Source organism: Streptomyces sp. NPDC001443, assembly GCF_053597355.1.
Window position 1 is genome coordinate 116,831 of the sequence record NZ_JBSFIA010000008.1, and the last position, 25,736, is coordinate 142,566.

Below are 25,736 nucleotides of genomic sequence, written 5' to 3' on the forward strand. Positions count from 1 at the left end.
CTTCAGGGCGCCGTCCACCTCAGGGCGTTGTGCCGTCAGGGCGTTGTGCCGTCAGGGTGTGGGTTCGTCTGCTCGGCGTCGTAGCAGCCGTCGTTCGCGCTCGTTGCGGGCCAGGGCGGCCGCCCTGGCGAACTCCGTGCGTGCCTCCGCCGTGCGGCCCAGCCGGGCCAGGAGGTCCCCCCGGACGCTCGGCAGCAGGTGGTAGTCCCGCAGGGCGGGTTCGGCGGCCAGGGCGTCGACGATCTCCAGGGCCGGGGCCGGGCCGTCCGCCATCGACACGGCCACCGCGCGGTTGAGCTCGACGACCGGGGAGGGGGCGCGGACGGCGAGCAGACCGTACAGGGTCGCGATGGCCCGCCAGTCGGTGTCCTCGTAGGTGTGGGCGTGGGCGTGGCAGGCGGCGATCGTGGCCTGGAGGACGTACGGGCCGGGGACGCCGGTGGCGACGGCGTCGGCCCGGGCGAGGGCGTCGACACCGCGGGCGAGGAGCATCCGGTTCCAGCGGCGGCGGTTCTGGTCCTTGAGCAGGATCGGCTCGCCGTCGGGGCCGGTGCGGGAAGCGGTGCGGGAGGCCTGGAACTCCAGCAGGGACGCGAGGCCGTGCGCCTCCGGCTCCTTGGGCATCAAGGCCGCGAGCTGCCGGGCGAGCCGCAGGGCGTCCTCGCACAGCGCCGGGCGCAGCCAGTCGTCCCCGGCGGTGGCCGCGTACCCCTCGTTGAAGATCAGGTAGATGACGTCGAGGACCGAGCCGAGGCGGGCCTCGCGGTCGGGTCCGCTCGGCACCTCGAAGGCGACGTTCCTGGTGGCGAGGGTCCGTTTCGCGCGGACGATGCGCTGGGCGACCGTCGGCTCCGGGGTGAGGAAGGCTCGGGCGATCTCGGCCGTACTCAGCCCGCCGAGCAGACGCAGGGTGAGGGCGGTACGGGCCTCGGCGGACAGCACCGGGTGGCAGGCCGTGAAGACCAGCCGGAGCAGGTCGTCGTCGATGTCGTCCGGGTCGGCGGGCTCCTGCGCCGGTACCGTGGTCTCCAGGTCGCGGCCGATCTCCGCGAGCTTGCGGGCGTAGTTCTCCCGGCGGCGGACCAGGTCGACGGCGCGGCGGCGGGCGGTGGTGACGAGCCAGGCGCCCGGGTTGTCGGGCACCCCGTCCCGCGGCCACTGCTCGAGGGCCGCGACCAGGGCGTCCTGGGCGAGCTCCTCCGCGATGCCGACGTCACGCACGATCCGGGTGGCGGCGGCGATGACGCGGGGGGACTCCAGACGGAAGACGGTCTCGATGGCGCCGCGCGGATCGGCGGGGGGTTGCGAGCTCACAACCCCCCATCGAACACCCCCGCACTGACAAGGCCCAGTGCGGAACCGCTCAGCCCTCGGCGATCTGGCGTACCTCGCAGGTCACCGTCCAGAAGTCCTCGTGCACCTTCAGGAAGCGCTTGGTCCACTCGACGGCCTCGGCCATGTCCTTGCACTGCATGATGGCGTAGCCGCCGACGACCTCCTTGGCCTCGGTGAAGGGCCCGTCGGTCACGGACAGTTCCCCGCCCGCGTAGTGGACGCGCTTGCCCTGCGCGCTGGGCGTCAGGCCCTCGGTCTGGAGCATGACGCCGGCCTTGGTGATCTCCTCGATCAGTTCGCCCATCCGCTGCATCAGCTCGGGGCTGGGTCCCTCGGCGGGCGCGGTGGACTCGTCGATCTGCACGAGCGAAAGGAAGCGGGGCATGGTGACTCCTCACGGCGGTGGGCGACCCGTACGGTGCCGAGTCTCCCGGGCGGGGGCCTTCCCCACCTCTCACCTGTGCGTCGAACAGGGGACGGCCGGATCGACACGGTCGCCGAAATTCTTCGAAGAATTTTCTCGAGGGTGTGTTTCCGCAGGTCAGCGGTGCGATCCGAGCGGCAGGACCTACCGCAGGGACTCCCACAGCTCGCTCGCCGCCGGTTCCCTGGCCACCACCCGGTTGGGGTCCGACGGGGCGGTCACCACCGGCATCATCACCGTCTCGACCCGGTCGGCCGCCAGGCCCTTCAGGCTCTCGCCCAGGTCGGTGAGCTCGCCCAGCGAGTCGAGTCCGGTGTCGGTGGTCAGGCTGCCGGTGACGGCGTCGGCGACCCCGTAGAGCTGGGTGGGGTCGGTCAGCAGGTCGATCGAGGCGATCTGCTCCAGCAGCGCCTTCACCAGCTTCTGCTGGAGGCCGATGCGGCCGAGGTCGCTGCCGTCGCCTATGCCGTGCCGGGTGCGGGCCAGGGCGAGTGCCTGCTTGCCGTCCAGGTGGTGGGTGCCCGCCGCGAGGTGCAGATGGCTGTCGTCGTCGTCGATGTCCTCGTCGGTGGTGACGGTGACTCCGCCGAGCGCGTCGACCAGTTTCGCGAAGCCGGAGAAGTCGATCTCGATGTAGTGGTCCATCCGTACGCCGGTGATCGACTCGACGGTCTTCACCGCGCAGACCGGACCGCCCACCGCGTACGCGCTGTTGAACATCGTGCCGTAGGCCACCGCGGTCGAGCGGCCCGACGACAGCGGGCAGGACGGACGGGTGACGAGGGTGTCGCGCGGGATGCTGACCACGGTGGCCGTGGTGCGCCCCGCGTCGAGGTGCACGACCATCGCCGTGTCGGAGCGGGCGCCGGAGCTGCTGCCGCCGCCGAGTTCCTCGTTCTCGGCGCCGCTGCGCGAGTCCGAGCCCAGCACGAGGATGTTCAGCGCCCCGGTCGCCGGCGCGGAGGCGGCGGCCGAGGGGGACGCCGACCCGCCGGGCGTGGGCGTGGACGCGGCCACCGCCCTGGCCGGGCGGTCGTCGCCGAGCGCGCTGTTGATGTCGACGCTCTTGATGTTGTTGTTCAGGTGCCAGTAGACCCAGCCCGTCGCCGCGACGCCGAGCACCAGGGCGCCCGCGAGGGTGAGGCCGGCGGCCCTCAGGACGATCGACCGCCGGCCTCCGCGTCTGCCCGTGTCCCAGTCCTGTTTCTCGTCGTGTCCGGTCACGCAGAGGAACGTAAGTCCGAATTATTACAACGGGCTTGTCTGGGGCAGTTTTCTTCAGAAAATCTCACTTTTCTCAGGACGAGTTCAGTGCCGTCTCAGCCCAGTGTCACCGTGGGCAGCGGATTGCTCCCGCTCCAGGACGCGTTGAACCCGAACGTCACCGAACCACCGTCCGGGACCGACCCGTTGTAGGAGGCGTTCGCGCACGAGACGGCCGCGCCGGACTGGGTGCAGGTCGCGTTCCAGGCCTGGGTGATCTGCTGCCCCGCGCCGTACGTCCAGACCGCCTTCCAGGAGGAGAGCGAGGCGCCGGAACAAGCGATCTTCACCTGGCCGGTGAAGCCGGTGTTCCACTGGTTGACCACGCTGTACGTGGCCGTGCAGGCGCCGGTGGAGGGCGGTGGCGTGGTAGTCGTCCCGCCGAGCGCCTCGGCGACTCCGTAGTACGCGGGCTTCGGGGCGTAGTTCGCGTCATACAGGGTCGCCGCCCCGTACCCCGGGAAGGTGCTGTCGACCCAGGAGTCGGAGTCGGTGAAGCCCCAGACGGTCAGGTTGACGCAGCGCGTCACGGCCACGCAGGCGGCGGTGACCGCCTTGTAGTCGGCGGCCTGCTGGGCCAGTTTCGTGCTGTCGGCCGGCAGCGCCATCCGGATGTCCAGCTCGGTGATCGCCACGTCGACGCCGAGGTCGGCGAAGCGCTGGATGTTCTGCTGGAGCGTGGCCGGCACCTGGCCGAGGATCAGGTGGGCCTGGAGGCCGACGCCGTCGATCGGGACACCGCGCTCCTTCAGGGACTTGACCAGGTTGTACAGGGCGGTGCTCTTGGCGTTGACGCCCTCGACGTTGTAGTCGTTGATGTACAGCTTGGCGGCCGGGTCGGCGGCCCGCGCCCAGGTCAGGGCGCTGGCGATGTAGTCGGCGCCGAGGCCGTTGTACCAGAGGGTCGAACGGTAGGTGCCGTCCTCGTTGAAGGGTTCGTTGACCACGTCCCAGGCGGTGATCTTGCCCTGGTAGCGGCCGACCTCGGTGCTGATGTGGTTCTGGAGCAGGGTGCCGAGCTGGGCGGCCGTCCAGCTGCCGTTGGTCAGCCAGCTCGGGTTCTGGCTGTGCCAGACCAGGGTGTGACCGCGCACCTGCTGGTTGTGCGCCTGCGCGAAGGCGACGATCTGGTCGGCCTCGGCCCAGTTGAAGGTGCCCTGGGTCGGCTCGACCGACCCCCACTTCATGGCGTTGCCCGGGGTGAGCGAACCGAACTGGGCCCCGGCGATGTCGCCGTAGCTGCCGGTGAGCTTGGAGCCGGTGACCGCCGTACCGACGACCTTGCCCTTGGCGGCCGCGAGGTCGCGCAGGGGCGTGTCGGCGGCCTGGGCGGACGTCATGCCGGCGGCGAGCAGGGCGCCGACGGCGGTGACGCCGGTGAGCAGGGCGGCGAGCCGGGTGCGTAACGATGACGATCTGGAGGTTCTCATTGCGGGTGCCTCCGAAAGTTTCGGTCGTCCAGCCGATTGACTTCGGTGGAGTGTGGAGGCACCGGCCTCACCCGTCAATACGTCAACTTCCGGCCACAGGATCCGCAGGAGCCTCGGGATCCGCAGGCGTTGCGGGTTCCGCAGAGGTTGCGGGTTCCGAGGGAACCTCAGGAGCCGCGGGATCCGCGGCGGCCGCCCGGTCCGCCGGATCCGCGGGGGCCGCGGGGGCCGCGGGGGCCGCGGTGCTGGACCGCACCACCAGGCTGGTGGCCAGCTCCACCCGGGTCGCCGCCTGCGCCCCCTCACCGCGCGCCAGCTCCAGCACCAGCCGGGCCGCCGCCTCCGCCATCTCGGTCAGCGGCTGCCGTACGGTCGTCAGCGGCGGCCCCACCCAGCGCGCCACCGGCAGATCGTCGAACCCGACCACGCTGAGGTCGTCCGGGATGCGCAGCCCCAGCTCGCGGGCGGCCTCGTAGAGCCCGAGCGCCTGGAGGTCGTTGCCGGCGAAGACGGCGGTGGGCCGGTCCGGCCGGCTCAGCAGTTCGCGGCCGAGCCGGTATCCGGCGTCGTGGTGGAAGTCGCCCGCCCTGATCAGCCCCCCGTCGACGGGCAGACCGGCCGTCTCCAGGGCGGCCCGGTAGCCGTCCACCCGGGCGCGGCTGCACATCATGGTGGCCGGTCCGCTGATCGCGCCGATGCGGGTGTGCCCGAGGTCGATCAGGTGCCGGGTGGCGGCGAGGCCGCCCTGCCAGTTGGTGGCGCCGATGGACGGCACGTCGGCGCCCGGGTCGCCGGCCGGGTCCATCACCACGAACGGGATGGACCTGCTGGTCAGCAGGGCGCGCTGGGACTCGTCGAGCCCGGACAGGACGAGGATGACGCCGTACGGGCGGCGGGCGGCGACCTGGTCGGCCCAGGTCCGCCCCGGGGTGAGCCGGCCCGCGCTCTCGCTCAGCACGACGCTCAGCCCGGCGTCCCGGGCCACGTTCTCCACGCCTCGGATGACCTCCATCGCCCAGGCGCTCTCCAGCTCGTGGAAGACCAGGTCGATCAGCGGCGAGCGGCTGGCCTCGGCCCGGCGGCGCCGGTAGCCGTGGACGCGCAGCAGTTCTTCCACCCGATTGCGGGTGGCCGGGGCGACGTCGGCACGGCCGTTGAGGACCTTCGAAACAGTCGGCGCCGACACGCCGGCCTCGCGGGCGATCTCGGCGAGCGTCGCGGTCCGGCTGGACCGCCCTGTCATCTGGGCTTCGGCAGGCTCCGGGGCTGTCATGGCGGCGATCGTATCCCTACGCGACCTCTTGACGAACCCCCTGTCGCACCATAGGTTCCCGGAACATTCGGATTGCATATCGAAACATTCGGACTGCGTCTTCGGCACCGGCGTCACCAGCATCCCCGAACACCTCCTACCGAGTGGAGCTCCATGACCACCGCCCCCTGGCGTGACCCCGCTCGGTCCGCCGCCGCCCGCGTCGACGACCTCCTGGCCCGGATGACCCTGGAGGAGAAGACCGCCCAGCTCTACGGAGTGTGGGTGGGAGCCGACACCGCCGGCGACGGGGTCGCCCCGCACCAGCACGACATGACCGACGGCCACTCCGCCGACGACTACGCCGAGCTGATCACCCTCGGCCTTGGCCAGCTCACCCGCCCCTTCGGCACCGCCCCCGTCGACCCGGACCTCGGCGCCCGGGCCCTGGCCGTGGCCCAGCGCCGGATCGCCGCGGCCGGCCGCTTCGGCATCCCGGCCGTCACCCACGAGGAGTGCCTGGCCGGCTTCACGGCCTGGCACGCCACCGCGTACCCCGTACCGCTGGCCTGGGGAGCGAGCTTCGACCCGCCGCTGGTCGAGGAGATGGCCCGGCACATCGGCCGCGACCTGCGCTCGGTGGGCGTGCACCAGGGCCTGGCCCCGGTCCTGGACGTGGTCCGCGACCCCCGCTGGGGACGGGTCGAGGAGACGATCGGCGAGGACCCGTACCTGGTCGGCACGGTCGGCAGCGCCTATGTGCGCGGCCTGGAGTCGGCCGGGATCGTCGCCACGCTCAAGCACTTCGCCGGGTACGCGTCCTCGGTGGGCGCCCGCAACCTGGCGCCGGTCCGCGCGGGCCTGCGCGAGCTCGCCGACATCACGCTGCCGCCCTTCGAGATGGCGCTGCGCGAAGGCGGGGCGCGCAGCGTGATGGCGGCGTACAACGAGACGGACGGCGTGCCCGCCTCGGCCGACCCCTGGCTGCTGACCGGACTCCTGCGCGAGGAGTGGGGCTTCACCGGCACGGTGGTCGCCGACTACTTCGGCATCGGCTTCCTCCAGACCCTGCACCGGGTCGCCGGTTCGCCCGCCGAGGCGGCCGGGCTGGCCCTCGCGGCCGGCGTCGACGTGGAGCTGCCGACGCTGAAGTGCTACGGGCAGGACCTGGTCGCCGCCGTGCGGGAGGGGGCGGTCCCGGCCGAGCTGGTGGACCGGGCGGCCCGCCGCGTCCTGCTCCAGAAGTGCGAACTGGGGCTGCTGGACGAGGACTGGTCCCCGGAGCCGACGGCCTCCGTCGACCTGGACTCGGCGGCGAACCGCGCGCTGGCCCGGCGCCTGGCCGAGGAGTCGGTGGTCCTGCTGGACAACCCCGACGGCGTCCTGCCGCTGGCCCCCGACGCGCGCGTGGCGGTCGTCGGCCCCCGGGCGGCGGACCCGCTCGCGATGCTGGGCTGCTACTCGTTCCCCTCGCACGTGCTGACGCACCACCCCCAGGTGCCGATGGGCATCGACATCCCCACGGTGCTCCAGGCGCTGCGCGCCGAGCTCCCCGACGCGAAGGTCACCTTCGCCGAGGGGTGCGGGGTCTCGGACCCGGACGACTCGGGCTTCGCGGAGGCGGTGGCGCGGGCCTCGGAGGCGGATGTGTGCGTGGCCGTCCTGGGCGACCGGGCCGGTCTGTTCGGCCGCGGGACGTCCGGCGAGGGCTGCGACGTGGCGGACCTGGACCTGCCGGGCCGCCAGGGCGAACTGCTGGACCGGCTGGTGGCGACCGGCGTCCCGGTGGTCCTGGTCCTGCTGACCGGCCGCCCGTACGCGCTCGGCCGCTGGCAGGGCAGGCTGGGCGCGGTGGTCCAGGCCTTCTTCCCCGGGGAGGAGGGCGGCCCGGCCGTGACGGGGGTGCTGTCGGGCCGCGTCAATCCGTCCGGGCGGCTGCCGGTGAGCGTGCCGCGGCTGCCGGGCGGCCAGCCGTGGACGTACCTCCAGCCGCCGCTGGGCCTGGCGGGCGAGGTCAGCAACCTGGACCCGACCCCGCTGTACGCCTTCGGCCACGGCCGTTCGTACACGGAGTTCGCGTGGGAGGACTTCGCGGGGCCCGAGGCCCGGATCGGCACGGACGGTGCGGACGGTCCCTCCGGTACGGACGGTCCCTCCGGTACGGACGGCACGTACGACGTGTCGGTGACCGTCCGCAACACCGGCGGCCGGGCGGGCGCCGAGGTGGTGCAGCTCTACCTGCACGACCCGGTGGCGTCCGTGACCCGCCCCGACGTCCGCCTGATCGGCTACCGGCGGCTGGAACTGGCGCCGGGCGAGGCACGGCGCGTGACGTTCCACTTCCACCCGGACCTGTCCGCCTTCACCGACCGCGCGGGCCGCCGGGTCGTCGAGCCGGGGGCGCTGGAACTGCGGCTGGGGGTCTCCAGCGCGGAGATCCGGCACACGGCCCGGCTGGCCCTCACGGGCCCGGTACGGGTCCTGGGGCCGGACCGCCGACTGCGGTGCGAGGTGAGCGAAGGCGCGTGAACGAAGGCGCGTGAACGGCGGGGCAGCTTGATCCACGCCTGGCTGATATTCGCACTGTTGCGTTCCCGCCGTGTGCCAGAATCCGCCGGAACCTCAGGCGCACGCACGTGACAGGAACGCACCTCCATGGACATACGACCGCAGCCGCTCCGCGAGTGGCTGCTCATCGGCGCGATGCTGACCGTGGCCTGGCTGCCACATGTCCTCGTCGGCATCGCACTGACCATCGCGAGCCTGGTGTTCCACACCCCGTGGACGCTGGTGTGGCTGGTGGGGATGTTCATGGCCGGGGCCACGAGAGGCTTCATCGGCCGGGACCGGCTGCCCGGCCGGGCCGTGCGGCCCGAGGACGAACCGGAACTGGTCGCGCTGGTGCAGGACGTGGCCGAGCGGGTCGGCTTCCGGGAGCCGCTGCTGGTGCGGATCGTCCCCGACGTGGACGCGTCCATGGGACCGGCGAAGGTCGGCGGTGTGCGCACCTACGTCCTGCTGCTCGGCCTGCCCCTGCTGCGCATGCTGACCGATGCCCAGCTGGCCTCGGTCGTCGCCCATGAACTGGCGCACGTGCACCATGCCCGCGACCGGCGCACGAACGCGCTGCGGTTCGCCCGCGCCTGTCTCGCCGACCGGACGGACAGTCGCTTCCGCCCGTTCGGCCCGCTGGCCGCACCGCTGCTGCGGGCCACCCAGCCGCGGATGTGGCGGGCGGAGACGGCCGCCGACGCCGACGCCGTCCGGGTCGCCGGCACCGCGGCCACCGCCGAGGCGCTGCGCCGGACCGGGATGATCCACGCGGCGTTCGAGGGCCTCGGCTCCGACTGGGTGCTCTCGGCGGAGGAGGAGGACACCTACCCCGAGGACCTGTACCCGGCCCTGGAGAGCGCCCTGGCCGAACCGCTCGTGGCCGAACGCAGCGTCCTCTCCGTCACTTCGGAGGAGGAGATGGCCGCCGCCTCCCCGTACGCCGTCGAGGACCATCCGCCGCTCGACCACCGGATCGCCGCGCTGCCCGCCGGCATCGAGGCGGCGACGCCGTACACGGGTGCTCCTCTCGCCCTGCGGACCGCGGGGTCCGTCGAGCGCTGGTGCTTGCGCGTGCTGGCCGGTCTGGAGGACACAGCGGCGGAGGACATGCGCCCCGTACGTCTGCTCGACCTGCCCGACGAGCGGCTGCACGCCCTGGGCGACCGCACGGGCCTCACGCTGCTGAAGGGCGCCACCGGCCACGAGGCGCCCGAGGAAGCGGTGGCCGCCGCGCTGGACACCGTCGCCGACGGCACCTGGCCGCGGCTGGCCCGCCGTCTCGAACCGCAGCTGCGCTGGATGCCTGCCACGGTACGGTCGGTGGCCGCCCCGCAGGTGCTGAGCACCGCGGTGGTCCAGGGGCTGGAGTCCGTGCTGCGCACGGCCGGCTGGACCCACGCCAACCGCTGGGTCAACAGCGTCCTGGTCGCGCCCGACGGCACGACCGTCGTGGACCTGTACGAGCCGGTCACCGCCGCCCTGACGAGCGGCGACCCGGAGCCCGTACGGGCTCTGCTGGCGACCGCCGCCACGACCCGGAAGGAGACGGCCGCATGAGACGTCCAGGACCCGCCCTGCGCGTCGCGCTCCTCGGCCTCACCGTCACGGTCGTCGGCTACGCCCTGTTCGCCGGCTGGCTCGTCGGACACGCCTACGCCTACGAGCACGCCCGCGACCGGGCCACGGCGACGGCACACGGGCTGATCGTCGAGGACGGCATCGGCGAGGAAGGGGACATCCGCGTGCGCTGGCGCGACGCGGACGGCCGCACGCACGTCCAGCGCTTCGGCATCTACGACACCGACCGCTACACCGAGGGCAGGCGCTTCGAGGTCGTCTACGATCCCGCCGGGGCGGACCCACAGGGCTTCCCTGCGGACCCCGACGAGACCTCGGCCGAGGACGACCGAGGCGTGCCCGCCGTGCTCGGCGGGGTCGTCCTCGTCCCGCTGAGCGTGATCTGGCTCTGGCGCGGACTGCGGTTCCGGCTGGCGGCCCGGCGGCCGGGCCGCCCGATGACGGCCACGGTGCGCCGTGGGGAGCGGCTGAACCTGAGGAACGCGTTCCAGAACTCGAACAGCACATGGCTGGTGCTGTCGGAGGCCGACCTGCCCGAGCAGGCCGACCGGCCGAAGGCATCGGAGGATGCGAAGCCGGCCGAGCGCTGGCAGCGGGTCATGTGGCACCCGGCCCTCGACGAACTGACGGGCGGCCGGGCACCGGTGACGGTGCACGCCCGCGGCGACCGGCCCGCCGTGGTACGGCTGTCCGACGGCACCCGTCTGGTGCCACTGGGCCGGCTGCGCCGGAAGCCGCCGACGAACGTGTCTCTCGACGACCACGAGGCCGGCCGGCTCGACCTGCGGGACTCCTTCGTCCGCCCGGCCGGCGCCGAGCCGCGCTCCGCCGGCCCGTGGTGGTGGTCGGGCGCGGGCATCGCCGCGGCGGGCACCGTGCTCGGCGTCTTCGGGGGCTTCCTGATGGGCGGCGGCACGCTGGTCGCGGTGGTGGGTTTCGCCCTGTTCGTACCGACCCTGCTCACCGCGGTCTGGGCGCTGTCGGCCCCGCAGCCCTGAGCCGGTGGTCCGGTGTCCCCCGGGACACCGGACCCCTCACCCGGTCCGCTCGGCCCCGTGGGACATGCGTACCGTCACGCCTCCGCCACCTGTTCGAACCGCCAGCGGTGCACGGTCCGGGTGACCAGGTCCGGCTCCGGTTCGGGGAGTTCGGGCAGGTCGGCGTCGTGGGGCGCGTCCCACCAGGTGATGACGAGGACGCGGTCCTGCGGGGCGCGGAAGGTCTCCCGGCGCAGCGGCGGCCGTCCGGGCAGCTTCTGTTCCCTTGCCCAGGCGAGCAGTTCGACGCCGCGGCCGGTCGCCGCCCGCGCCTCCCACATCAGCGCGACGGTCATGAGTAGAGGTTGTCCTTGCTGACCTCGTGCACATGGTCGTGGCTGTGGCTGTGGCCGTGGCCGTGTTCCCGCTCGCGGCCCGGCACGTGAGTGTCCGTCACCGGCAGGGAGGAGTCGGCCGAGAGGTCCCAGTCGGACGCGGACCGGCCGCGGGCGACCATCTCCGCGCCGAGCGCGGCCACCATCGCGCCGTTGTCGGTGCACAGCTTGGGGCGCGGCACGCGCAGCCGGATGCCGGCCGCCTCGCAGCGCTCCTGGGCGAGGACCCGCAGCCGGGAGTTGGCGGCGACACCGCCGCCGATCATCAGATGGTCGACGCCCTCGTCCTTGCAGGCCCGTACGGCCTTGCGGGTCAGCACGTCCACGACCGCCTCCTGGAAGGACGCCGCCACGTCACGCACCGGCACCTCCTCGCCCGCCGCCCGCTTGGCCTCGATCCAGCGGGCCACGGCCGTCTTCAGCCCGGAGAAGGAGAAGTCGTACGCCGGGTCGCGCGGCCCGGTCAGTCCGCGCGGGAAGGCGATGGCGCGCGGGTCGCCCTCCTTGGCGTACCGGTCGATGACCGGGCCGCCGGGGAAGCCGAGGTTCAGCACCCGGGCGATCTTGTCGAAGGCCTCGCCCGCCGCGTCGTCGATGGTCGCGCCCATGGGGCGGACGTCGGCGGTGATGTCCGTGGACAGCAGCAGCGACGAGTGGCCGCCGGAGACCAGCAGGGCCATCGTCGGCTCCGGCAGCGCGCCGTGCTCCAGCTGGTCGACGCAGATGTGGGAGGCGAGGTGGTTGACGCCGTACAGCGGCTTGCCGAGCGCGTAGGCGTACGCCTTCGCCGCCGAGACGCCGACCAGCAGGGCACCCGCCAGACCGGGTCCCGCGGTGACCGCGATGCCGTCCAGGTCGCGCGCGGAGACCCCGGCCTCCTTCAGCGCGCGGTCGATGGTCGGCACCATCGCCTCCAGGTGCGCGCGGGACGCCACCTCCGGCACGACCCCGCCGAAACGCGCGTGCTCGTCGACGCTGGACGCGATGGCGTCGGCCAGCAGGGTGGTGCCGCGGACGACGCCGACGCCGGTCTCGTCGCAGGAGGTCTCGATCCCCAGGACCAGGGGTTCGTCAGCCATTGATCTCTGTTCCTTGTTCGGGGGTGGAGCCCTCGGCGGAGCCGCCGCCGGATTTCATGGTCAGGCGCATCACCAGGGCGTCGATGTTGCCCGGCTGGTAGTAGCCGCGGCGGAAGCCGATGGGCTCGAAGCCGAAACGCTCGTAGAGCCGCTGGGCGCTGATGTTGTCGACCCGGCATTCGAGCATGACCTCGGCGCACTCGAAGGTGGTCGCGGCCCGCAGCAGTTCGGTCAGCAGCCGGGAGCCGAGGCCGGTGCCCTGGTGGTCACGGGCGACGGCGATGGTCTGCACGTCCGCCAGGTCGCCGGAGGCGGCCAGGCCCGCGTAGCCCACGACCCGGCCCTCGTGCTCGGCCAGGACGTACCGCCGGGTCGCCCCGGGGCCGCGCGCATGGGCCAGTTCGGACCAGAACATCCCCCGCGACCAGGCGTCCTCGGGGAAGAGTTCCTTCTCCAGCTCCAGCACGGGGTCGATGTCCCACCAGCGCATCTCGCGCAGGCTCGGAGTCACGGGCTCGGTCACTTGGGGGTGACCACCTTGTAGTTCTTGGGCACCTGCGCGTCGGGCCGGCGCAGGTACAGCGGGCGGGGTTCGGGCAGTTCCTCGCCCGCGGCCAGTCTCTCGGCGGCCAGCGAGGCGAGGGCCGCGGCGGAGACGTGCTCGGGCTCGCGGGCGACCGGGAAGGTGTCGGGGTAGAGCAGCGCGCCCGCGCCGACGGCCGGGAGCCCGGCCACCTGGTCTGCGATGTCGGCGGGCCGGTCGACGGCGGGGCCGGTCAGCCGGGTGCGGGAGTCGGCGTACGTCGCCCAGTAGACCTCCTTGCGGCGGGCGTCGGTCGCCACGACGAAGGGGCCCTTCTCGATGTCGGCGGCGTACGCGAGGCCGTCCAGCGTGCACAGGCCGTGCACGGGGACGCCGAGCGCGAGCCCGAAGGTGTCGGCGGTCATCAGACCGACGCGCAGCCCGGTGTAGGGGCCGGGTCCGGTGCCGACGACGACCGCGGTGACGGCGTCGAGCTTCAGCCCGGCGTCGGCGAGCACACGGTCGACGGCCGGCAGCAGCAGCTCGCCGTGCCGGCGGGCGTCGACCTGGCTCGACGAGGCGATGACGTCCGTGCCGTCGTGCAGCGCGACGGTGACGGCGGGGGTGGCGGTATCCAGAGCGAGCAAGAGCACGCAAACAGCCTACGGCTCCGCGGCCCGTGCCGGACGCGCTGTGCCCGGGCCGGGGTACGGGAAGCCCGCGGCCCGGGTACGGGGAAGCCCGCGGTCCGGTTACGACGGAGCCCGCGGCCGGGGTCCGACACGGGCCCCGGGCGCGGGCTCGCACGCCCGGGCCGGGCAGGACCCGGCTGCTAACGTCGCCGGAAGGCACGGCGTACGGCTCTCGGTACGGATGCAGAGGTGGCAGCGGTGGCAAGCAGCAGCGCGGGATTCGTGGCCGGGCTGACCGCGACGGCCGTGGTGACGGTCGCCTTCCTCGCCTACCAGGCCTCGTCGGCCGTTCCGGCCGGTTTCGACACCACCGCCGCGGTCGGCGCACCCACCAAGGCGGCCGCGAAGGCTCCCCGGGACCGCAAGAACCCCACCACGCTGCCGGGGAACTCCGGCACGGGTGAACGGGTCGTGTACTCGGTGGACGACGACCGGGTGTGGCTGGTCGGCGGCAGCGGCCGGGTCGAGCGCACCTTCGAGGTCAAGCCGGGCAGCGTCGACCCGCTGCCGGGTTCCTACTTCGTCACCTCCCGCTCGAAGGCGGTCACCGGCACGGACGGCACCCCCATCGAGCACGTCGTGCGCTTCGCCGGCGCGGGCGACGTGGTCATCGGGTTCAGCGCGGCCGTGCAGCCGCCGGAGGACCCCTCCGACCCGAGCGTGAAGACGGGCGGCATCCGCGAGTCCCGCAAGGACGGCGACGCGATGTGGGTGTTCGCGACGATCGGCCAGAAGGTCGTCGTGATCCGCTGAGCAGCGGCTCGCCCTCGGTCGGGCGGCCTCACGGCGGCACTCCGTACGCTCGCCGGCCGGGCGGCCTCACGGCGATTCTCCGCCCGCCCTCGGTCAGGCGGTCTCACGGCGGCACTCCGTACGCTCGCCGGTCAGGCGGCCTCGCGACGGTTCTCCGCCCGTTCGTCGGGCGCGCGGGGCGGGGTGGAGATCGCGTCCGCGGCCGCGCACGACGCCAGCAGCTCGCGCATGGACGGTCCGCGCGTCGACGCACCGCGCAGGGACAGGCCGCGCAGGGCCGACCCGCGCTGTCCGGACTGCGCCTGGGGTTCCGTGGCCGGCATGGACGCCTCCTGAGGGCCGGGGGCGGACGTGGTTAGGTAGACCTAACTACGAACTGGATACCATGTGACCACGCCCGGAGCGCCCGGCGCAACATCTTGCCGACGGGTTGTCGGAACGTTCATGCGAACGTCTCAGCCACCGCGGGACCCGTCCCGGAGGGTCTCAGGCCGACAGAACGCTCAGGTCGGCCGTGCCCCAGCGCTCCCCGAGCCCGGTCACGGTCACGTGCCGCACCTCGTCGGTCGTGTCGCCCACAGCCCGGTGGATACGGACCTGGAGCCGCTCGTCGGTCAGCTCCTCGACCTTGCCCTCGCCCCACTCCACGACGATCACGGACTCGGGCAGCGAGACGTCGAGGTCGAGGTCCTCCATCTCGTCCAGACCGCCGCCCAGCCGGTAGGCGTCGACGTGTACGAGCGGAGGTCCGTCGCCGAGCGAGGGATGCACCCTGGCGATGACGAAGGTCGGGGACGTGACGGCGCCGCGCACGCCGAGGCCCTCGCCGAGCCCTCGGGTGAGCGTGGTCTTGCCCGCGCCGAGCTCGCCGCTGAGCATCACCAGGTCGCCCGCGCGCAGCAGTTTGGCCAGACGGCGACCCAGTTCGCGCATCTGGTCGGGCGAGGTGACGGTCAGTTCGAGGTCAGCCGGGCTGTGCGGTGCTGCTGGTGCTTCCATAGCCACCCACGGTAGCCCCTGCGGGCACGGCACCGGCGCGGGTGAGCAGGTCCGCGAGGCGGTCGGTCACCACCTCCGGGTGCTCCAGCATCACCAGATGCCCGGCGTCCGGTACAAGGACGAGTTCGGCGTCCGGCAGCAGGCTCGCGATGGCCTCGCTGTGCTCGCTGGGCGTCACCAGGTCCCGGACCCCGGCCAGCACCAGGACCGGCATGTCCTTGAACAGCCCGAGCGCCTCGGTCTTGTCGTGGTCGGTGAAGGCCGGGTAGAACTCGGCGACCACGTCGATCGGCGTGCTCTCGATCATCCGTTCGGCGAATCGCTCGACCGCGGGGTCGACGTCCCGGGACGCGAACGAGTACCGCTTGATGATCCCGGCGAACAGCTCCGCCGTGGCCCTGCGCCCCTTCTCCACCAGCTCGGCCTGCTGCCCCAGCGCTTTCAGCACACCGGGGAGCACCCGGCGCACCGCGTTGACGCCGGCGACGGGCAGCCCGAAGTTGATCTCTCCGAGCCGCCCCGACGACGTGCCGACCAGGGCCGTGGCGACCACCCGGTCACGGATCAGCTCCGGGTACAGGGCCGCCAGCGCCATCACCGTCATCCCGCCCATGGAGTGGCCGACCAGCACGATCGGTCCGTCCGGCGCGGCGGTGTCGATGACGGCCTTCAGGTCCCGGCCGAGCTGGTCGATGGTGACCGGCACCTCGCCGCCGGCCTGCGCCGCCCCGCGCCCGGACCGGCCGTGGCTGCGCTGGTCCCAGTGCACGGTCCGTACGACACCGCGCAGCGCCGCCCGCTGGAAGTGCCAGGAGTCCTGGTTGAGGCAGTAGCCGTGGCTGAAGACGACGGTGACGGGGAGGGGGGCCTTGCGGCCGAAGAGCCGGCGCCTGCGGGGAGCCGGGCCGCCCTCGGGCTCGACGTCGTCCACCTCGTAGTACAGCTCGGTGCCGTCGTCGGCGTACGCCTTGCCGGGGGTGCCGCGCAGCGCGCCGTACGGGCCTGTGGAGTCCAGTGCGAGCCGGGCCCGCCTGCGCATCCCGCGTCCGACGGTCATCCGCTCGATGGCGACACCGGCGGCCGCGCCCGCGGCGAGCACGCCTATCGCGGCACCCGCGAGGCCGGTCGTCCTGCGCCAGCCGCCGGACGCCGCCGCGGCGGAGGCGACGGCCGCTGTGGCGCTCGCGACGGCCTCCGCACTGCTCTCGCTCACGTACCGCTCCTCTTCCCCGTGTCGGCCGTGACGGCCGGACCGGCCGCGGCCGCCTTACCGGGCGGGTCGGCCGTGGTGGTCGTCGTAGTGGTCGTGGTGGTCGCCGTACTTGTTTCCGGTTCTTCGTTCACATAGACGCGCGGAACCCGGGTTCCGATGCGCGTGACGATCTCGTACGCGATGGTGCCCGCGGCCTGCGCCCAGTCCTCGGCGGTGGGCTCGCCCCGGTCCCCGGGGCCGAAGAGCACCGCGCGGGAGCCCGGCTCGGGCTCGTCGCCGCCGAGGTCGACGACGAACTGGTCCATCGCGATCCGTCCGGCGGCCGTGCGCCACTTGCCGTCGATCAGGACCGGCCCGCTGCCGGAGGCGTGCCGCGGGATGCCGTCCGCGTAGCCGACGGGCACCAGGCCGAGGGTGGTCTCACCGGGGGTGACGTAGTGGTGGCCGTAGCTCACGCCGTGACCGGCCGGGACCCGCTTCACCAGCGCGACCGACGCAGACAGCGTCATCACCGGGCGCAGCCCGAGGTCGGCGGGGGTGCCGAGTTCGGGGCTGGGCGAGATGCCGTACACGGCGATCCCGGTCCGCACGAGGTCGAAGTGGCTCTCGGGCAGGGTGAGCGTGGCGGGCGAGTTGGCGATGTGCCGCACCTCGGGGCGGACGCCGCGCGCCTGCGCGTACGCCAGCATCTCCCGGAAGACGTCGAGCTGCGCGGCGATGGAGGGGTGCCCGGGTTCGTCGGCGCAGGCGAAGTGCGACCAGAGCCCGGTGATCCGGACCAGCCCCTCGGACTCGGCCGCCAGGGCCGCGCCGACCAGCTCGGCCCAGTCCTCGCCGGGCTGGCAGCCGCTGCGGCCGAGCCCGGTGTCGGCCTTGAGCTGCACCCGCGCGGGCACACCGGCCGCCCGCGCCGCCTGCACGACCTCCCGCAGCGCCCACATCCCGCTGACGGAGACGTCCAGGTCGGCCTCGATCGCTTCCCGCCAGGGCCCGCCGGGCGTCCACAGCCAGCACATGATCCGCCCCGGCAGCCCGGCGGCGCGCAGCGCCAGGGCTTCCTCGGGGGTGGCCGTGCCGAGCCAGGTCGCTCCCGCGTCGAGGGCCGCCCGGGCGCAGCGGACCGCGCCGTGGCCGTACGCGTCGGATTTCACGACGGCCATGAGGGCCGCGCCCGGCGCGAGGGCGCGCAGGGCGCGCACATTGGCCCGCAGGGCCGCCAGGTCGATCTCGGCGCGGGCACGCAGGGGGGCGGTCGGCGAAGGTGCTGTCTCATTCATGGCGCCCCCAGTGTCTCAGAGGGGTGCGGCGGCCCTCCGGCACCGGCCTGGGTAGGCGGCCCTCCGGCACCGGCCCGGGTAGGCGCCCCTCCGGCACCGGCCCGGGCAGGCGGGACTACGGCGCCGGCCTGTGCCCCCACACGTACACGTGGTCGTTCTGCTTCAGCACGCCCCACAGGGTGCGCGCGTCGTCCAGGGTCAGATTCACGCAGCCCCAGGAGCCGACGGTCGTGTAGAGGCTGCCGTACACGGCGTGGAAGGCCTCTCCGCCGTCGAAGAACTGGGAGTACGGCATGGGGGTGTTGTAGATCGTCGACACGTGGTTCTTGTGCCGCCAGTAGATCGTGTGCCATCCGGGCCGCGTCCGGTGCCCGATCCGCCCGCTGCGCATCGGCACGGGCCCGAACAGCACCTTCTCCCCCTTCTGCACCCACGTCAGCTGCCGGTCGAGGTCGACACAGGCCACCCGGTACGTCCGCACCGGGCACTTCCCGGCCGCGTTGGGGTCCTTCCTCGCGGACTTCAGCATCATCCGCGCCCAGGTCACGGTCCCGGCGAACCCGGTGGCGGGCTTGATCTTCTCCTTCTCCTGGAACGCCCGGATCGCCCGGCAGTCGGCCGCCGACTGCTTCCCGTCCACCGTCAGCTTCAGCCAGCGCTCGACCTGCCGCTGGAACGGCCCGGTCTGCCGACTGCATGTCACGCCCGACACCGCGTCGATCAACGGGACGTACTCGACCAGCGCGTAGGTCCCGCGCCCGGCGGCGCGCGGCTCGACCGCGTCCTCGGCGGCACTGGGCACATAGGTCCTCGGCGCCAGCATCTGGTCGGGGGTGTCGATCTGCCAGGGCTGGTACGGCCCCGGCGGCACCCCCGGCACGAGCTCGCCCTCGACGCCGGCGGCGGGGCCGGGCGCGGGAACGGGACCGGTGACGGGGAGAGCGGCGGGAGGCCGGGGCGCGGCCTGGGCGGCGACGGCACCTGCGGGAAGGACGGCGACGGCGGCGAGCAGAACGGCGATCCCCCGCGTCCCTCGCACTCCCCTGATTCGCGCTCCCCGGATTCTTCGCATTCGTACGCTGATCATGCGATCAGCGAATCGTGGCGGGGGGTCGGACGGAGGGCGGCGCGCGGCGGGGTCGCCCGTTCAGCCCTTACGTCGGGCGGGGAGCAGCTGACTGGCCGCCAGCACCAGCATTCCGCCGAGCAGGAGCCCGTTCCCGCTGAGGAAGCGGGCCTCCCAGGACAGCGTCGGCAGCGCATCGAAGAAGAACAGCCCCTGGAGCACACACGACATCCCCATCAGGAGTGCTCCGGTTCCGTAGAGCCGGGGATGCCGGACATGGCGGCGCGCCCACGGCAGCGTCCACCCCGTGCGTATCGAGGCCACTCCCAGGGCCATGAACAGCAGGCCCAGGACCATGCCGACTCCGACGACCCATTCCATGGGGCTTCCTCCGAACGACGAACCCGGCGTCAGGACGAACCCGGCGTCAGGGCGAACACTGCGTCAGGGCGAACACTGCGTCAGGGCGAACACTGCGTCAAGACGTCCCGACCAGGACGTACGCATGCTGCCGCCGCTCGTCGTGGGGCGGCAATGCCGGACTCCGGCAGTCATCGGCGCGCTTCACTGCGCAGGCGCGGCAAGGCGCTTCCGACCTGCTCCCGCCCGGTCCTCCCGCTCCGCCCGCCCGCTCAGTCCCGTACGTCCCGCCAGGCTCCCGGGATCGCCTCGGCGACGTCGTGCGCCCCCGCCGGTGCCCCGTCCGACGCGAACCGCCCCGCCAGCCCGTGCAGATACGCCGCCACGCTGCCCGCGTCCACCGCGCTCAGCCCCGCCGCCAGCAGCGATCCGCCCAGCCCCGACAGCACGTCCCCACTGCCTGCCGTGGCCAGCCAGGACGTGCCCGTCGGATTCACCCGTACGGTACGGTCCCCGGGGCCCGCGACCAGCGTCGTCGACCCCTTCAGCAGCACGGTCGCCCCGTACCGCCGCGCCAGTTCCCGCACCGACTCCAGCCGTGCTCCCTCGACCTGCTCCCGCGCCACGCCGAGCAGCGCCGCGGCCTCCCCGGCGTGCGGGGTCAGCAGGGTCGGTGCCGTACGCGCCCGTACCGCCCCGGGGTCGGCCAGCCGCAGCCCGTCGGCGTCCAGCAGCACCGGCACGTCCGTCGCCAGCACCTCCGCCACGGCGTCCGCGTCGTCCCCGGCCCCCGGTCCGACGACCCACGCCTGTACGCGCCCGGCGTGCCCGGGCCCCCGGTCCGACACCAGGGTCTCCGGGAACCGGGCGATGACGGAGTCCCCGGCGGGCCCCACGTACCGCACCGCCCCGGCCCCGCCGCGCAGCGCCCCGGCCACGGCCAGCACGGCGGCCCCCGGGTAGCGCGCGGACCCGGCGGCGATGCCGACTACCCCGCGCCGGTACTTGTCGCTCTCCGCGCCGGGCAGCGGCAGCAGCGCGGCCACGTCCGCGTGCTGCAACGCCTCCAGCTCCGGCTCCACGGGCAGTTCGGGCCCGAGCCCGATGTCCACGAACCGCACGGACCCGGCGTACTCGCGCGCCGGGTCGATCAGCAGCCCCGGCTTGTGCGTCCCGAAGGTCACCGTCAGGTCGGCGCGCACGGCGGCGCCCCGTACCTCTCCGGTGTCCGCCTCCACCCCGCTGGGCAGATCGACGGCGACGACGGCCGCCCGGGACTCCTCGACGAGCGCGGCCAGCGCCGCCGCGTCCGGACGCAGACCGCCCGTGCCCCCGATGCCCACGATGCCGTCCACGACGAGTGCGGCCCGGCGGATCGGGCCCTCGGCCGCGTCCGGGGCGACCGTCACCCCGCCCGCCCGGCGCAGCGCCGCGAGGCCGCCGGCATGGGTGCGCTCCGGCGCCAGCAGCACCGCCGTGACGCCCGCGCCCCGCCGGGCCAGCCGGGCCCCGGCGTACAGGGCGTCGCCGCCGTTGTCGCCGCTGCCGACCAGCAGCACGACCCGGGTGCCGTAGACCCGCCCGACCAGGTCCGCACAGGCGGCGGCCAGTCCGGCGGCGGCACGCTGCATCAGCGCGCCCTCCGGCAGCCGCGCCATCAGCTCCCGCTCGGCAGCCCTCACCGTCTCCACGCTGTACGCAGTACGCATGGGTCCGAGTCTTCCCTACCTCACCCGCACCACGCAGGTTCTGACCCTCCCTCGGTCCCCCGGCCCGGGCGGCTACCCCTCCGCCACCACCACCGCCGAGGCCACCCCGGCGTCGTGACTGAGGGACACGTGCCAGGAACGCACCCCGAGCTCCGCCGCACGTGCCGCGACCGTGCCCGTCACCCGCAGCCGCGGCTGTCCGCTGTCCTCGACGAACACCTCGGCGTCCGTCCAGAGCAGACCGGCCGGCGCGCCCAGCGCCTTGGCCAGCGCCTCCTTCGCCGCGAACCGCGCCGCGAGCGAGGCGATGCCCCTGCGCGCCCCGCTGGGCAGCAGCAGCTCCCGGTCCAGGAACAGCCGTTGCGCCAGTCCGGGCGTGCGCTCCAGCGACGCCGCGAACCGGTCGATCTCGGCCACGTCGATACCGACCCCGATGATGCTCATGCCGAGCACCCTACGGCCGGTGTTCCTCCGTCGGCGCGGCTGTCACCGTGGACTGCTAGCCTGCGGCAACTTGATCACTTCAACCACACACGTCACATGCACCGCATACATGGGCAGGTGACGCAGGTGGCTCGGTGGCGCAAATGGCACCACCCGCATCACTCACACCGTGCACAACAGCGCGCCCTGGGGGCCAGTCGGCGCGCCAGGGCAGGCGACGCCAGGGGGCGGAGGAATGAGCAGTTCCAGCAACGGCAGGGGCAGGACATCCACAGGTGCGTACGACGGTACGTACGGGGGCGATTCGGCCCTGCTGACCGACCCCTTCGACTACCTGCCCGAACTCGCCCCGCTGCGCCCCGCCGCGCAGGCCGGCGACTGGCCCGCCGTACGGGCCTTCTTCACGGGCCTCGACTCCGCCGAGAAGGTCTCCTACGCCTCCGGGCTGCTCTCCGACATCGCCGGCGTCGAGGGCTTCCTGGAGCGCGCGGTCGCCGAGCTGCCCGGCGACCCGCTGCCGCGCACCCTGCTGGCCAGGCGGTACATCAGCATCGGCTGGGACATCCGCAGCGGCGCCCGCGCCAAGCACGTCTCGCGCGACCAGTTCGACCGGTTCCACGCCTGGCTGCGCAGGGCCGAGCAGCTGCTGATCGAGGTGTGCGCCGAGCAGCCCGCGTACGCCCCCGCCTGGACGGCCCGGCTGATCACCGCGCGCGGTCTGGAACTGGGGCAGGCCGAGGCCCGCCGCCGTTACGACCGGCTGTCCGCCCACCACCCCCACCACTACCGGGCGCAGATCCAGTTGCTCCAGCAGGTGTGCCCCAAGTGGAGCGGCTCCTGGGAGGATGCGCACGGCTTCGCCCGGGAATGCGCGAGCGCCGCGCCCGACGGCTCGGTGGCGGGCGCCCTGGTCGCGGAGGCCCACATCGAGCACTGGCTCGACCTCGACAGCGGCGCGGACGCGGCGTACATGCGGGGCCTGCCGGTCCGTGACGACCTGCGGTTCGCCGCCCAGGTGTCGGTGCTGCACCCCGACCACGTGCCCGGCTGGGACACCGTGGGCGCGCACAGCACGTTCGCGATGGCCTTCTCGATCGGCGGTCACTTCGCGGACGCCGCCCCGCACTTCGCCGCGCTGGGCAACCGGGTCAACGAGTCCCCGTGGTGCTATCTGCCGGACTGGCGCGGCCAGTTCACCAAGTTCCGCAAGAACGCGCTGGCGACGCGCTGAGGGGGAGACCGCACATGACCACGCAACCGCACACCGACGGCGGCACGAGCACCGCGTACACCGGCGCCGGCACCGGCGCCGATCTCGCCGCCCTCGACGGGCTGATCTCCCACACCACCACCCAGGGCATCCCCACCCTCTACGCCCCGCGCCCCGGCGAGATCACCGCCGGTCTCTTCTTCCGGGTGGGCCGCGCCGACGAGACCCTGGCCACCGCCGGGATCACCCATCTCGTCGAGCACCTCGCCCTGCACCGCCTGGGCCTGTCCGACCTGCACTACAACGGCGCGACGGCGAACACGTACACCCTCTTCCACGTCACCGGCAGCGAGGACGAGGTGGTCGCGTACCTCAACAGCGTCTGCGCGGCCCTGCGCGACCTGCCGCTCGCCCGGCTGGAGACGGAGAAGGAGATCCTGCGCACCGAGGCGGCGGGCCGCAGCGGCGGCCCCGGCTCCCAACTGCCGCTGTGGCGCTACGGCGCCCGGAGCTACGGCCTGACCAGCTACAACGAGCTGGGCACCTGGGGGCTGACCGCCGACCAGGTCCGGCACTGGGCCGAGACCCGCTTCACCCGCGACAACGCGGTGCTGTGGCTGACCAGCGACAGCGTGCCGGCCGGACTGGACCTCACGCTGCCCGCCGGCACCCGCCACCCGGCCCCGGCGGCCACCAGCGCGCTGCCGGTGACCCCCGCGTACATCCACGGCGACGACGGCCACGTGGTGTTCACGTCCGTCCTGCGCCGCTCCACCGCGGCCTCCGTCCTCGCGGACGTGCTGGGCCGGGCCCTCTTCCAGGACCTGCGCCAGGAGGGCGGCTACTCGTACTCGGCGGAGGCCGACTACACCCCGCGCGACACCGACCACGCGACCCTCACCGCGTACGCCGACGCGCTGCCGAAGAAGCAGGACGCGGTGGTCGGCGGCTTCGTCGACACCCTGGCGCGGCTGCGCGCGGGCCGCATCGAGCAGTCCGAACTGGACTCGGCACGGGTCAAGATCCTCAAGCGGTACGACGCTCCCGACCTCGGCGCCTCCTCCCTTCCGTCGTACGCGCTCGACCTCCTGCTCGGCCACGAACTCCTCTCCCCCGAGCAGCACCGGGCCGAGCTGAACGCCGTCACGCTCGCCGATCTGCGCGAGGTGGCCCGGGAGGCCTGGTCGACCGGGCTCCTCCAGGTACCCGGCCGGGGCGCCGACTGGGCGGGCTTCGAGCAGGCCCCGCAGTACTCGCAGGCGGCCGTCGTCGGCACCCGTCACCAGTCCCTGGAGGACGACCGGATCACCCTGGTCATCGGCGACGAGGGGGTCAGCCTCGACACCCCCCGCGGCCCGGTCACCGTCCGCTACGACGCCTGCGCGGTCATGACCACCCGTCCCGACGGCGCCCGCAGCCTCACCGGTACGGACGGCTTCTGCGTGTCCGTCGAGCCGACCCTGTACCGGGGTGTGACGCCGGAGCGGATCGCGGCGGTCGACGCGTCCGTCCCCACGGCCGCGGTGGTCCCGCTGCCGGCCCGCGACCCGCAGCAGATACCCCGGCCCCGCGAACGGCAGGCCGCCCCGCACCCGCAGTCCTCGGGCGGCGGCCGCTCCACCTGGGCCTGGACCATCGGCCTCTGGCTGATCGGTCCGATCGCCGCGATCTGGAGCCTGCTGGGCACCGCGGTCACCATCGGCGAGCTGCGCGCCGCGACCCCCGATTCGGACGCGGTGATCGGCGTATGGGTACTGGCCACGCCGCTCCTGCTGGTGACCTGGCTGCTCTATCGGGCACGGCAGCGCAGGCGCCGCTGATCCGCCCGCCGGATGCGTACCCGGTCCACCGTCCGGGCCCCTCGGGAACTCCGAAGAGAATCCGATCGTCGGCCCGGCGGTGCGCCGGGCACCCCCGTCCCGAGGAGCGTTCCCCTGTCATGAAGAGCGCTCCCGCAAACCATTCGCCGATCAACCTCACTCCATTGCCGCACATCCGGCAGACGGAGGGCGCGTTAGTGGAATGTGACGAAAGCAAGGTTTTTTGATCTGCCCCGCTCCGGGACCTCGGCCGACAGACGACCGGCGCCGCGCGCGGTGGCGGTGGGGCGGTTCACCTTCACACCTGCCGAGGCGTACTCGTCGCCCGAGGCCGGCGGCACCTTGCACGGAGACGGCGTACGGGTCGAACTGCGGCTCACCGGGTCGCTGCTCAGCGAGCTCCTGACGTCGCTCGACACGGCCCAGGAGGAACTCGCCCGGCGATGGAGCGGCCGGGGACGCTCCGGTCACCCCGCGCCCCGCATGGTGGAGCTGCCGTGACCGACGACTACCCTGATCTCTCCTTCGCCCGACAGCAGTGGTACCCCGACGCCTACCAGGCCGGACCGGCCGACGGCTGGCACGGGAGCGCCGCCGACACCCTGCACCCGACCTTCCCCGAGGAGAGCTGGGACCCGGTCGAGGAACTCACCTACCTCCTCCAGGACGCCGTGGCCGCGGACCGGACGGTCGGCGTGCCGCAGCCCCGCAGCGAGCACTCGCCCGACACCGGCTACACCGGCGACCCGATGGAGAACCTGGCCCGGATCACCGCCGAACTGCCGCCCCTGCGGCACTCGTCCCCCGGGCACCGCAAAGTACGGGTCCGCAATCCCCGCCTCACGTGGTTGCAGACCGTCAGTTACTCGATCGCCGCGTTCGCCGCCGTCATCGTGTCGATGGTGAGCGTCTTCGGCGGCATGGTGGCCTACACGCCGTTGCGCCACATCGCCGCGGCCACGGGGGGCGGCGCCCTGGCCTGGTGGCCCCTGCTGATCTACGGCCCCTGGATGGTGGCCTCGCTCTCCATCCTGCGGACCGCGCTGCACCGGCGCCGGGCCATGCACTCGTGGTTCGTCGTCCTGCTGTTCTCCTCGCTCGCGATGATGCTCTGCGTGGCCGAGGCGGACCGGACCTTCACCGGGATCTCCGCGGCGGCCCTGCCGGCCGTCGCGTCCCTGGCCTGCTTCCAGCAGTTGGTCCGTCAGGTCACGCTGACCCGGCCGCCGCGCCAGCCGGCCTCCCGCCACCGGCAGCGCCCCGCCCCCGCGCCGACCGGCAGAGCCGGGAGCGGTCCGGCCGCATCGAGATCACCTCGCCGCTGACCGCGGGAGAGGGACAGCGCGTCGGCGGCCGACGACCGGCCGCCCCCGACGCCACGTCA

The 25,736-nt window shown here is 73.4% G+C and carries 25 protein-coding genes; 8 read left to right on the top strand and 17 right to left on the bottom strand.

Annotated elements, in window-relative coordinates; genetic code table 11:
• Window positions 1–51: 51 nt before the first annotated feature.
• The 5 genes from ACWC24_RS11895 to ACWC24_RS11915 all read right to left on the bottom strand — a co-directional run bounded on the left by ACWC24_RS11895 (window position 52) and on the right by ACWC24_RS11915 (window position 5,725).
• Entirely contained in the window at window positions 52–1,314 is a 1,263-nt protein-coding gene (locus ACWC24_RS11895; RefSeq protein WP_450662682.1) for an RNA polymerase sigma factor, read from the bottom strand.
• A 49-nt stretch (window positions 1,315–1,363) separates the two neighbouring features.
• Window positions 1,364–1,720, bottom strand: a complete 357-nt coding sequence (locus ACWC24_RS11900) for a YciI family protein (protein ID WP_351609536.1) — start codon at window positions 1,718–1,720, stop codon at window positions 1,364–1,366.
• Between the two features lie 183 nt (window positions 1,721–1,903).
• Window positions 1,904–2,983: an LCP family protein gene (locus ACWC24_RS11905; protein WP_450662683.1), complete on the bottom strand. Its 1,080-nt coding sequence runs from the start codon at window positions 2,981–2,983 to the stop codon at window positions 1,904–1,906.
• A gap of 95 nt (window positions 2,984–3,078) precedes the next feature.
• The gene (locus tag ACWC24_RS11910; protein WP_450662684.1) at window positions 3,079–4,452 is read right to left on the bottom strand and encodes an endo-1,4-beta-xylanase; all 1,374 of its coding nucleotides are present in this window, start codon (window positions 4,450–4,452) and stop codon (window positions 3,079–3,081) included.
• Between the two features lie 82 nt (window positions 4,453–4,534).
• A complete protein-coding gene (locus ACWC24_RS11915) occupies window positions 4,535–5,725 on the bottom strand; it encodes a LacI family DNA-binding transcriptional regulator (protein ID WP_450662685.1) in 1,191 nt (396 codons plus the stop codon).
• Window positions 5,726–5,878: 153 nt separating this feature from the next.
• Between ACWC24_RS11915 and ACWC24_RS11920 the strand changes: the two genes are divergently transcribed.
• From ACWC24_RS11920 to ACWC24_RS11930, 3 genes are all read left to right on the top strand, one after another.
• Complete coding sequence (locus tag ACWC24_RS11920) at window positions 5,879–8,233, top strand: beta-xylosidase/alpha-l-arabinosidase (RefSeq protein WP_450662686.1); 2,355 nt, start codon at window positions 5,879–5,881, stop codon at window positions 8,231–8,233.
• Between the two features lie 126 nt (window positions 8,234–8,359).
• On the top strand, window positions 8,360–9,814 hold the full coding sequence (locus ACWC24_RS11925) for a M48 family metalloprotease (RefSeq protein ID WP_450662687.1): 1,455 nt from the start codon (window positions 8,360–8,362) through the stop codon (window positions 9,812–9,814).
• Window positions 9,811–10,833 (top strand): hypothetical protein, encoded by a 1,023-nt coding sequence (locus ACWC24_RS11930; protein ID WP_450662688.1) that lies wholly within the window; start codon window positions 9,811–9,813, stop codon window positions 10,831–10,833. The genes ACWC24_RS11925 and ACWC24_RS11930 overlap by 4 nt, the downstream gene beginning before the upstream one ends.
• Window positions 10,834–10,907: 74 nt before the next feature.
• Here ACWC24_RS11930 and ACWC24_RS11935 read toward each other — a convergent pair whose 3' ends face one another.
• From ACWC24_RS11935 to tsaB, 4 genes are read right to left on the bottom strand one after another with little or no spacing between them, the layout of a single operon-like run.
• Entirely contained in the window at window positions 10,908–11,168 is a 261-nt protein-coding gene (locus ACWC24_RS11935; protein ID WP_450662689.1) for a hypothetical protein, read from the bottom strand.
• Window positions 11,165–12,286, bottom strand: coding sequence for a tRNA (adenosine(37)-N6)-threonylcarbamoyltransferase complex transferase subunit TsaD (tsaD, locus tag ACWC24_RS11940; protein ID WP_450662690.1), 1,122 nt, complete (start codon window positions 12,284–12,286; stop codon window positions 11,165–11,167). Before tsaD ends, ACWC24_RS11935 begins: the two co-directional genes overlap by 4 nt.
• Entirely contained in the window at window positions 12,279–12,809 is a 531-nt protein-coding gene (rimI, locus tag ACWC24_RS11945) for a ribosomal protein S18-alanine N-acetyltransferase (protein WP_450662691.1), read from the bottom strand. Before rimI ends, tsaD begins: the two co-directional genes overlap by 8 nt.
• A complete protein-coding gene (gene tsaB, locus ACWC24_RS11950; protein ID WP_351612515.1) occupies window positions 12,806–13,462 on the bottom strand; it encodes a tRNA (adenosine(37)-N6)-threonylcarbamoyltransferase complex dimerization subunit type 1 TsaB in 657 nt (218 codons plus the stop codon). The genes rimI and tsaB overlap by 4 nt, the downstream gene beginning before the upstream one ends.
• Before the next feature lie 237 nt (window positions 13,463–13,699).
• On the opposite strand from tsaB, the gene ACWC24_RS11955 reads away from it, so the two are divergent.
• Window positions 13,700–14,254, top strand: a complete 555-nt coding sequence (locus ACWC24_RS11955; RefSeq protein ID WP_450662692.1) for a hypothetical protein — start codon at window positions 13,700–13,702, stop codon at window positions 14,252–14,254.
• 131 nt (window positions 14,255–14,385) lie between these two features.
• On the opposite strand, the gene ACWC24_RS11960 is transcribed toward ACWC24_RS11955, so the two are convergent.
• The 8 genes from ACWC24_RS11960 to ACWC24_RS11995 form a co-directional block, all read right to left on the bottom strand.
• On the bottom strand, window positions 14,386–14,577 hold the full coding sequence (locus tag ACWC24_RS11960) for a hypothetical protein (RefSeq protein ID WP_450662693.1): 192 nt from the start codon (window positions 14,575–14,577) through the stop codon (window positions 14,386–14,388).
• A gap of 163 nt (window positions 14,578–14,740) precedes the next feature.
• The gene (tsaE, locus tag ACWC24_RS11965; RefSeq protein ID WP_450662694.1) at window positions 14,741–15,253 is read right to left on the bottom strand and encodes a tRNA (adenosine(37)-N6)-threonylcarbamoyltransferase complex ATPase subunit type 1 TsaE; all 513 of its coding nucleotides are present in this window, start codon (window positions 15,251–15,253) and stop codon (window positions 14,741–14,743) included.
• Window positions 15,219–16,466, bottom strand: a complete 1,248-nt coding sequence (locus tag ACWC24_RS11970; RefSeq protein ID WP_450662695.1) for an alpha/beta fold hydrolase — start codon at window positions 16,464–16,466, stop codon at window positions 15,219–15,221. Before ACWC24_RS11970 ends, tsaE begins: the two co-directional genes overlap by 35 nt.
• On the bottom strand, window positions 16,463–17,743 hold the full coding sequence (gene alr, locus ACWC24_RS11975; RefSeq protein ID WP_450662696.1) for an alanine racemase: 1,281 nt from the start codon (window positions 17,741–17,743) through the stop codon (window positions 16,463–16,465). Before alr ends, ACWC24_RS11970 begins: the two co-directional genes overlap by 4 nt.
• 115 nt (window positions 17,744–17,858) lie before the next feature.
• On the bottom strand, window positions 17,859–18,782 hold the full coding sequence (locus ACWC24_RS11980; protein WP_450662697.1) for a L,D-transpeptidase family protein: 924 nt from the start codon (window positions 18,780–18,782) through the stop codon (window positions 17,859–17,861).
• Between the two features lie 108 nt (window positions 18,783–18,890).
• Window positions 18,891–19,190 carry a hypothetical protein gene (locus tag ACWC24_RS11985; protein WP_450662698.1) on the bottom strand — a complete coding sequence of 100 codons (300 nt, stop codon included), beginning with the start codon at window positions 19,188–19,190 and terminating at the stop codon, window positions 18,891–18,893.
• A gap of 251 nt (window positions 19,191–19,441) precedes the next feature.
• Window positions 19,442–20,878 carry an NAD(P)H-hydrate dehydratase gene (locus tag ACWC24_RS11990; RefSeq protein WP_450662699.1) on the bottom strand — a complete coding sequence of 479 codons (1,437 nt, stop codon included), beginning with the start codon at window positions 20,876–20,878 and terminating at the stop codon, window positions 19,442–19,444.
• 72 nt (window positions 20,879–20,950) lie between these two features.
• On the bottom strand, window positions 20,951–21,322 hold the full coding sequence (locus ACWC24_RS11995; RefSeq protein ID WP_450662700.1) for a holo-ACP synthase: 372 nt from the start codon (window positions 21,320–21,322) through the stop codon (window positions 20,951–20,953).
• 235 nt (window positions 21,323–21,557) lie between these two features.
• Between ACWC24_RS11995 and ACWC24_RS12000 the strand changes: the two genes are divergently transcribed.
• The 4 genes from ACWC24_RS12000 (at window position 21,558) to ACWC24_RS12015 (ending at window position 25,677) form a co-directional block, all read left to right on the top strand.
• On the top strand, window positions 21,558–22,553 hold the full coding sequence (locus ACWC24_RS12000) for a hypothetical protein (protein ID WP_450662701.1): 996 nt from the start codon (window positions 21,558–21,560) through the stop codon (window positions 22,551–22,553).
• Between the two features lie 14 nt (window positions 22,554–22,567).
• Entirely contained in the window at window positions 22,568–24,352 is a 1,785-nt protein-coding gene (locus ACWC24_RS12005) for a M16 family metallopeptidase (protein ID WP_450662702.1), read from the top strand.
• A gap of 282 nt (window positions 24,353–24,634) precedes the next feature.
• Entirely contained in the window at window positions 24,635–24,853 is a 219-nt protein-coding gene (locus ACWC24_RS12010; protein ID WP_450662703.1) for a hypothetical protein, read from the top strand.
• The gene (locus tag ACWC24_RS12015; RefSeq protein ID WP_450662704.1) at window positions 24,850–25,677 is read left to right on the top strand and encodes a DUF2637 domain-containing protein; all 828 of its coding nucleotides are present in this window, start codon (window positions 24,850–24,852) and stop codon (window positions 25,675–25,677) included. The genes ACWC24_RS12010 and ACWC24_RS12015 overlap by 4 nt, the downstream gene beginning before the upstream one ends.
• Window positions 25,678–25,736: the final 59 nt, after the last annotated feature.

What these genes read in the sequence shown, in the direction of transcription:
- ACWC24_RS11900 (WP_351609536.1), bottom strand. Translation starts at nt 1,720, where the DNA reads ATGCCCCGCTTCCTTTCGCTCGTGCAGATCGACGAGTCCACCGCGCCC.
- ACWC24_RS11910 (WP_450662684.1), bottom strand. Translation starts at nt 4,452, where the DNA reads ATGAGAACCTCCAGATCGTCATCGTTACGCACCCGGCTCGCCGCCCTG.
- ACWC24_RS11915 (WP_450662685.1), bottom strand. Translation starts at nt 5,725, where the DNA reads ATGACAGCCCCGGAGCCTGCCGAAGCCCAGATGACAGGGCGGTCCAGC.
- ACWC24_RS11920 (WP_450662686.1), top strand. Translation starts at nt 5,879, where the DNA reads ATGACCACCGCCCCCTGGCGTGACCCCGCTCGGTCCGCCGCCGCCCGC.
- ACWC24_RS11925 (WP_450662687.1), top strand. Translation starts at nt 8,360, where the DNA reads ATGGACATACGACCGCAGCCGCTCCGCGAGTGGCTGCTCATCGGCGCG.
- ACWC24_RS11930 (WP_450662688.1), top strand. Translation starts at nt 9,811, where the DNA reads ATGAGACGTCCAGGACCCGCCCTGCGCGTCGCGCTCCTCGGCCTCACC.
- ACWC24_RS11935 (WP_450662689.1), bottom strand. Translation starts at nt 11,168, where the DNA reads ATGACCGTCGCGCTGATGTGGGAGGCGCGGGCGGCGACCGGCCGCGGC.
- tsaD (WP_450662690.1), bottom strand. Translation starts at nt 12,286, where the DNA reads ATGGCTGACGAACCCCTGGTCCTGGGGATCGAGACCTCCTGCGACGAG.
- ACWC24_RS11960 (WP_450662693.1), bottom strand. Translation starts at nt 14,577, where the DNA reads ATGCCGGCCACGGAACCCCAGGCGCAGTCCGGACAGCGCGGGTCGGCC.
- tsaE (WP_450662694.1), bottom strand. Translation starts at nt 15,253, where the DNA reads ATGGAAGCACCAGCAGCACCGCACAGCCCGGCTGACCTCGAACTGACC.
- alr (WP_450662696.1), bottom strand. Translation starts at nt 17,743, where the DNA reads ATGAATGAGACAGCACCTTCGCCGACCGCCCCCCTGCGTGCCCGCGCC.
- ACWC24_RS11985 (WP_450662698.1), bottom strand. Translation starts at nt 19,190, where the DNA reads ATGGAATGGGTCGTCGGAGTCGGCATGGTCCTGGGCCTGCTGTTCATG.
- ACWC24_RS11990 (WP_450662699.1), bottom strand. Translation starts at nt 20,878, where the DNA reads ATGCGTACTGCGTACAGCGTGGAGACGGTGAGGGCTGCCGAGCGGGAG.
- ACWC24_RS11995 (WP_450662700.1), bottom strand. Translation starts at nt 21,322, where the DNA reads ATGAGCATCATCGGGGTCGGTATCGACGTGGCCGAGATCGACCGGTTC.
- ACWC24_RS12000 (WP_450662701.1), top strand. Translation starts at nt 21,558, where the DNA reads ATGAGCAGTTCCAGCAACGGCAGGGGCAGGACATCCACAGGTGCGTAC.
- ACWC24_RS12005 (WP_450662702.1), top strand. Translation starts at nt 22,568, where the DNA reads ATGACCACGCAACCGCACACCGACGGCGGCACGAGCACCGCGTACACC.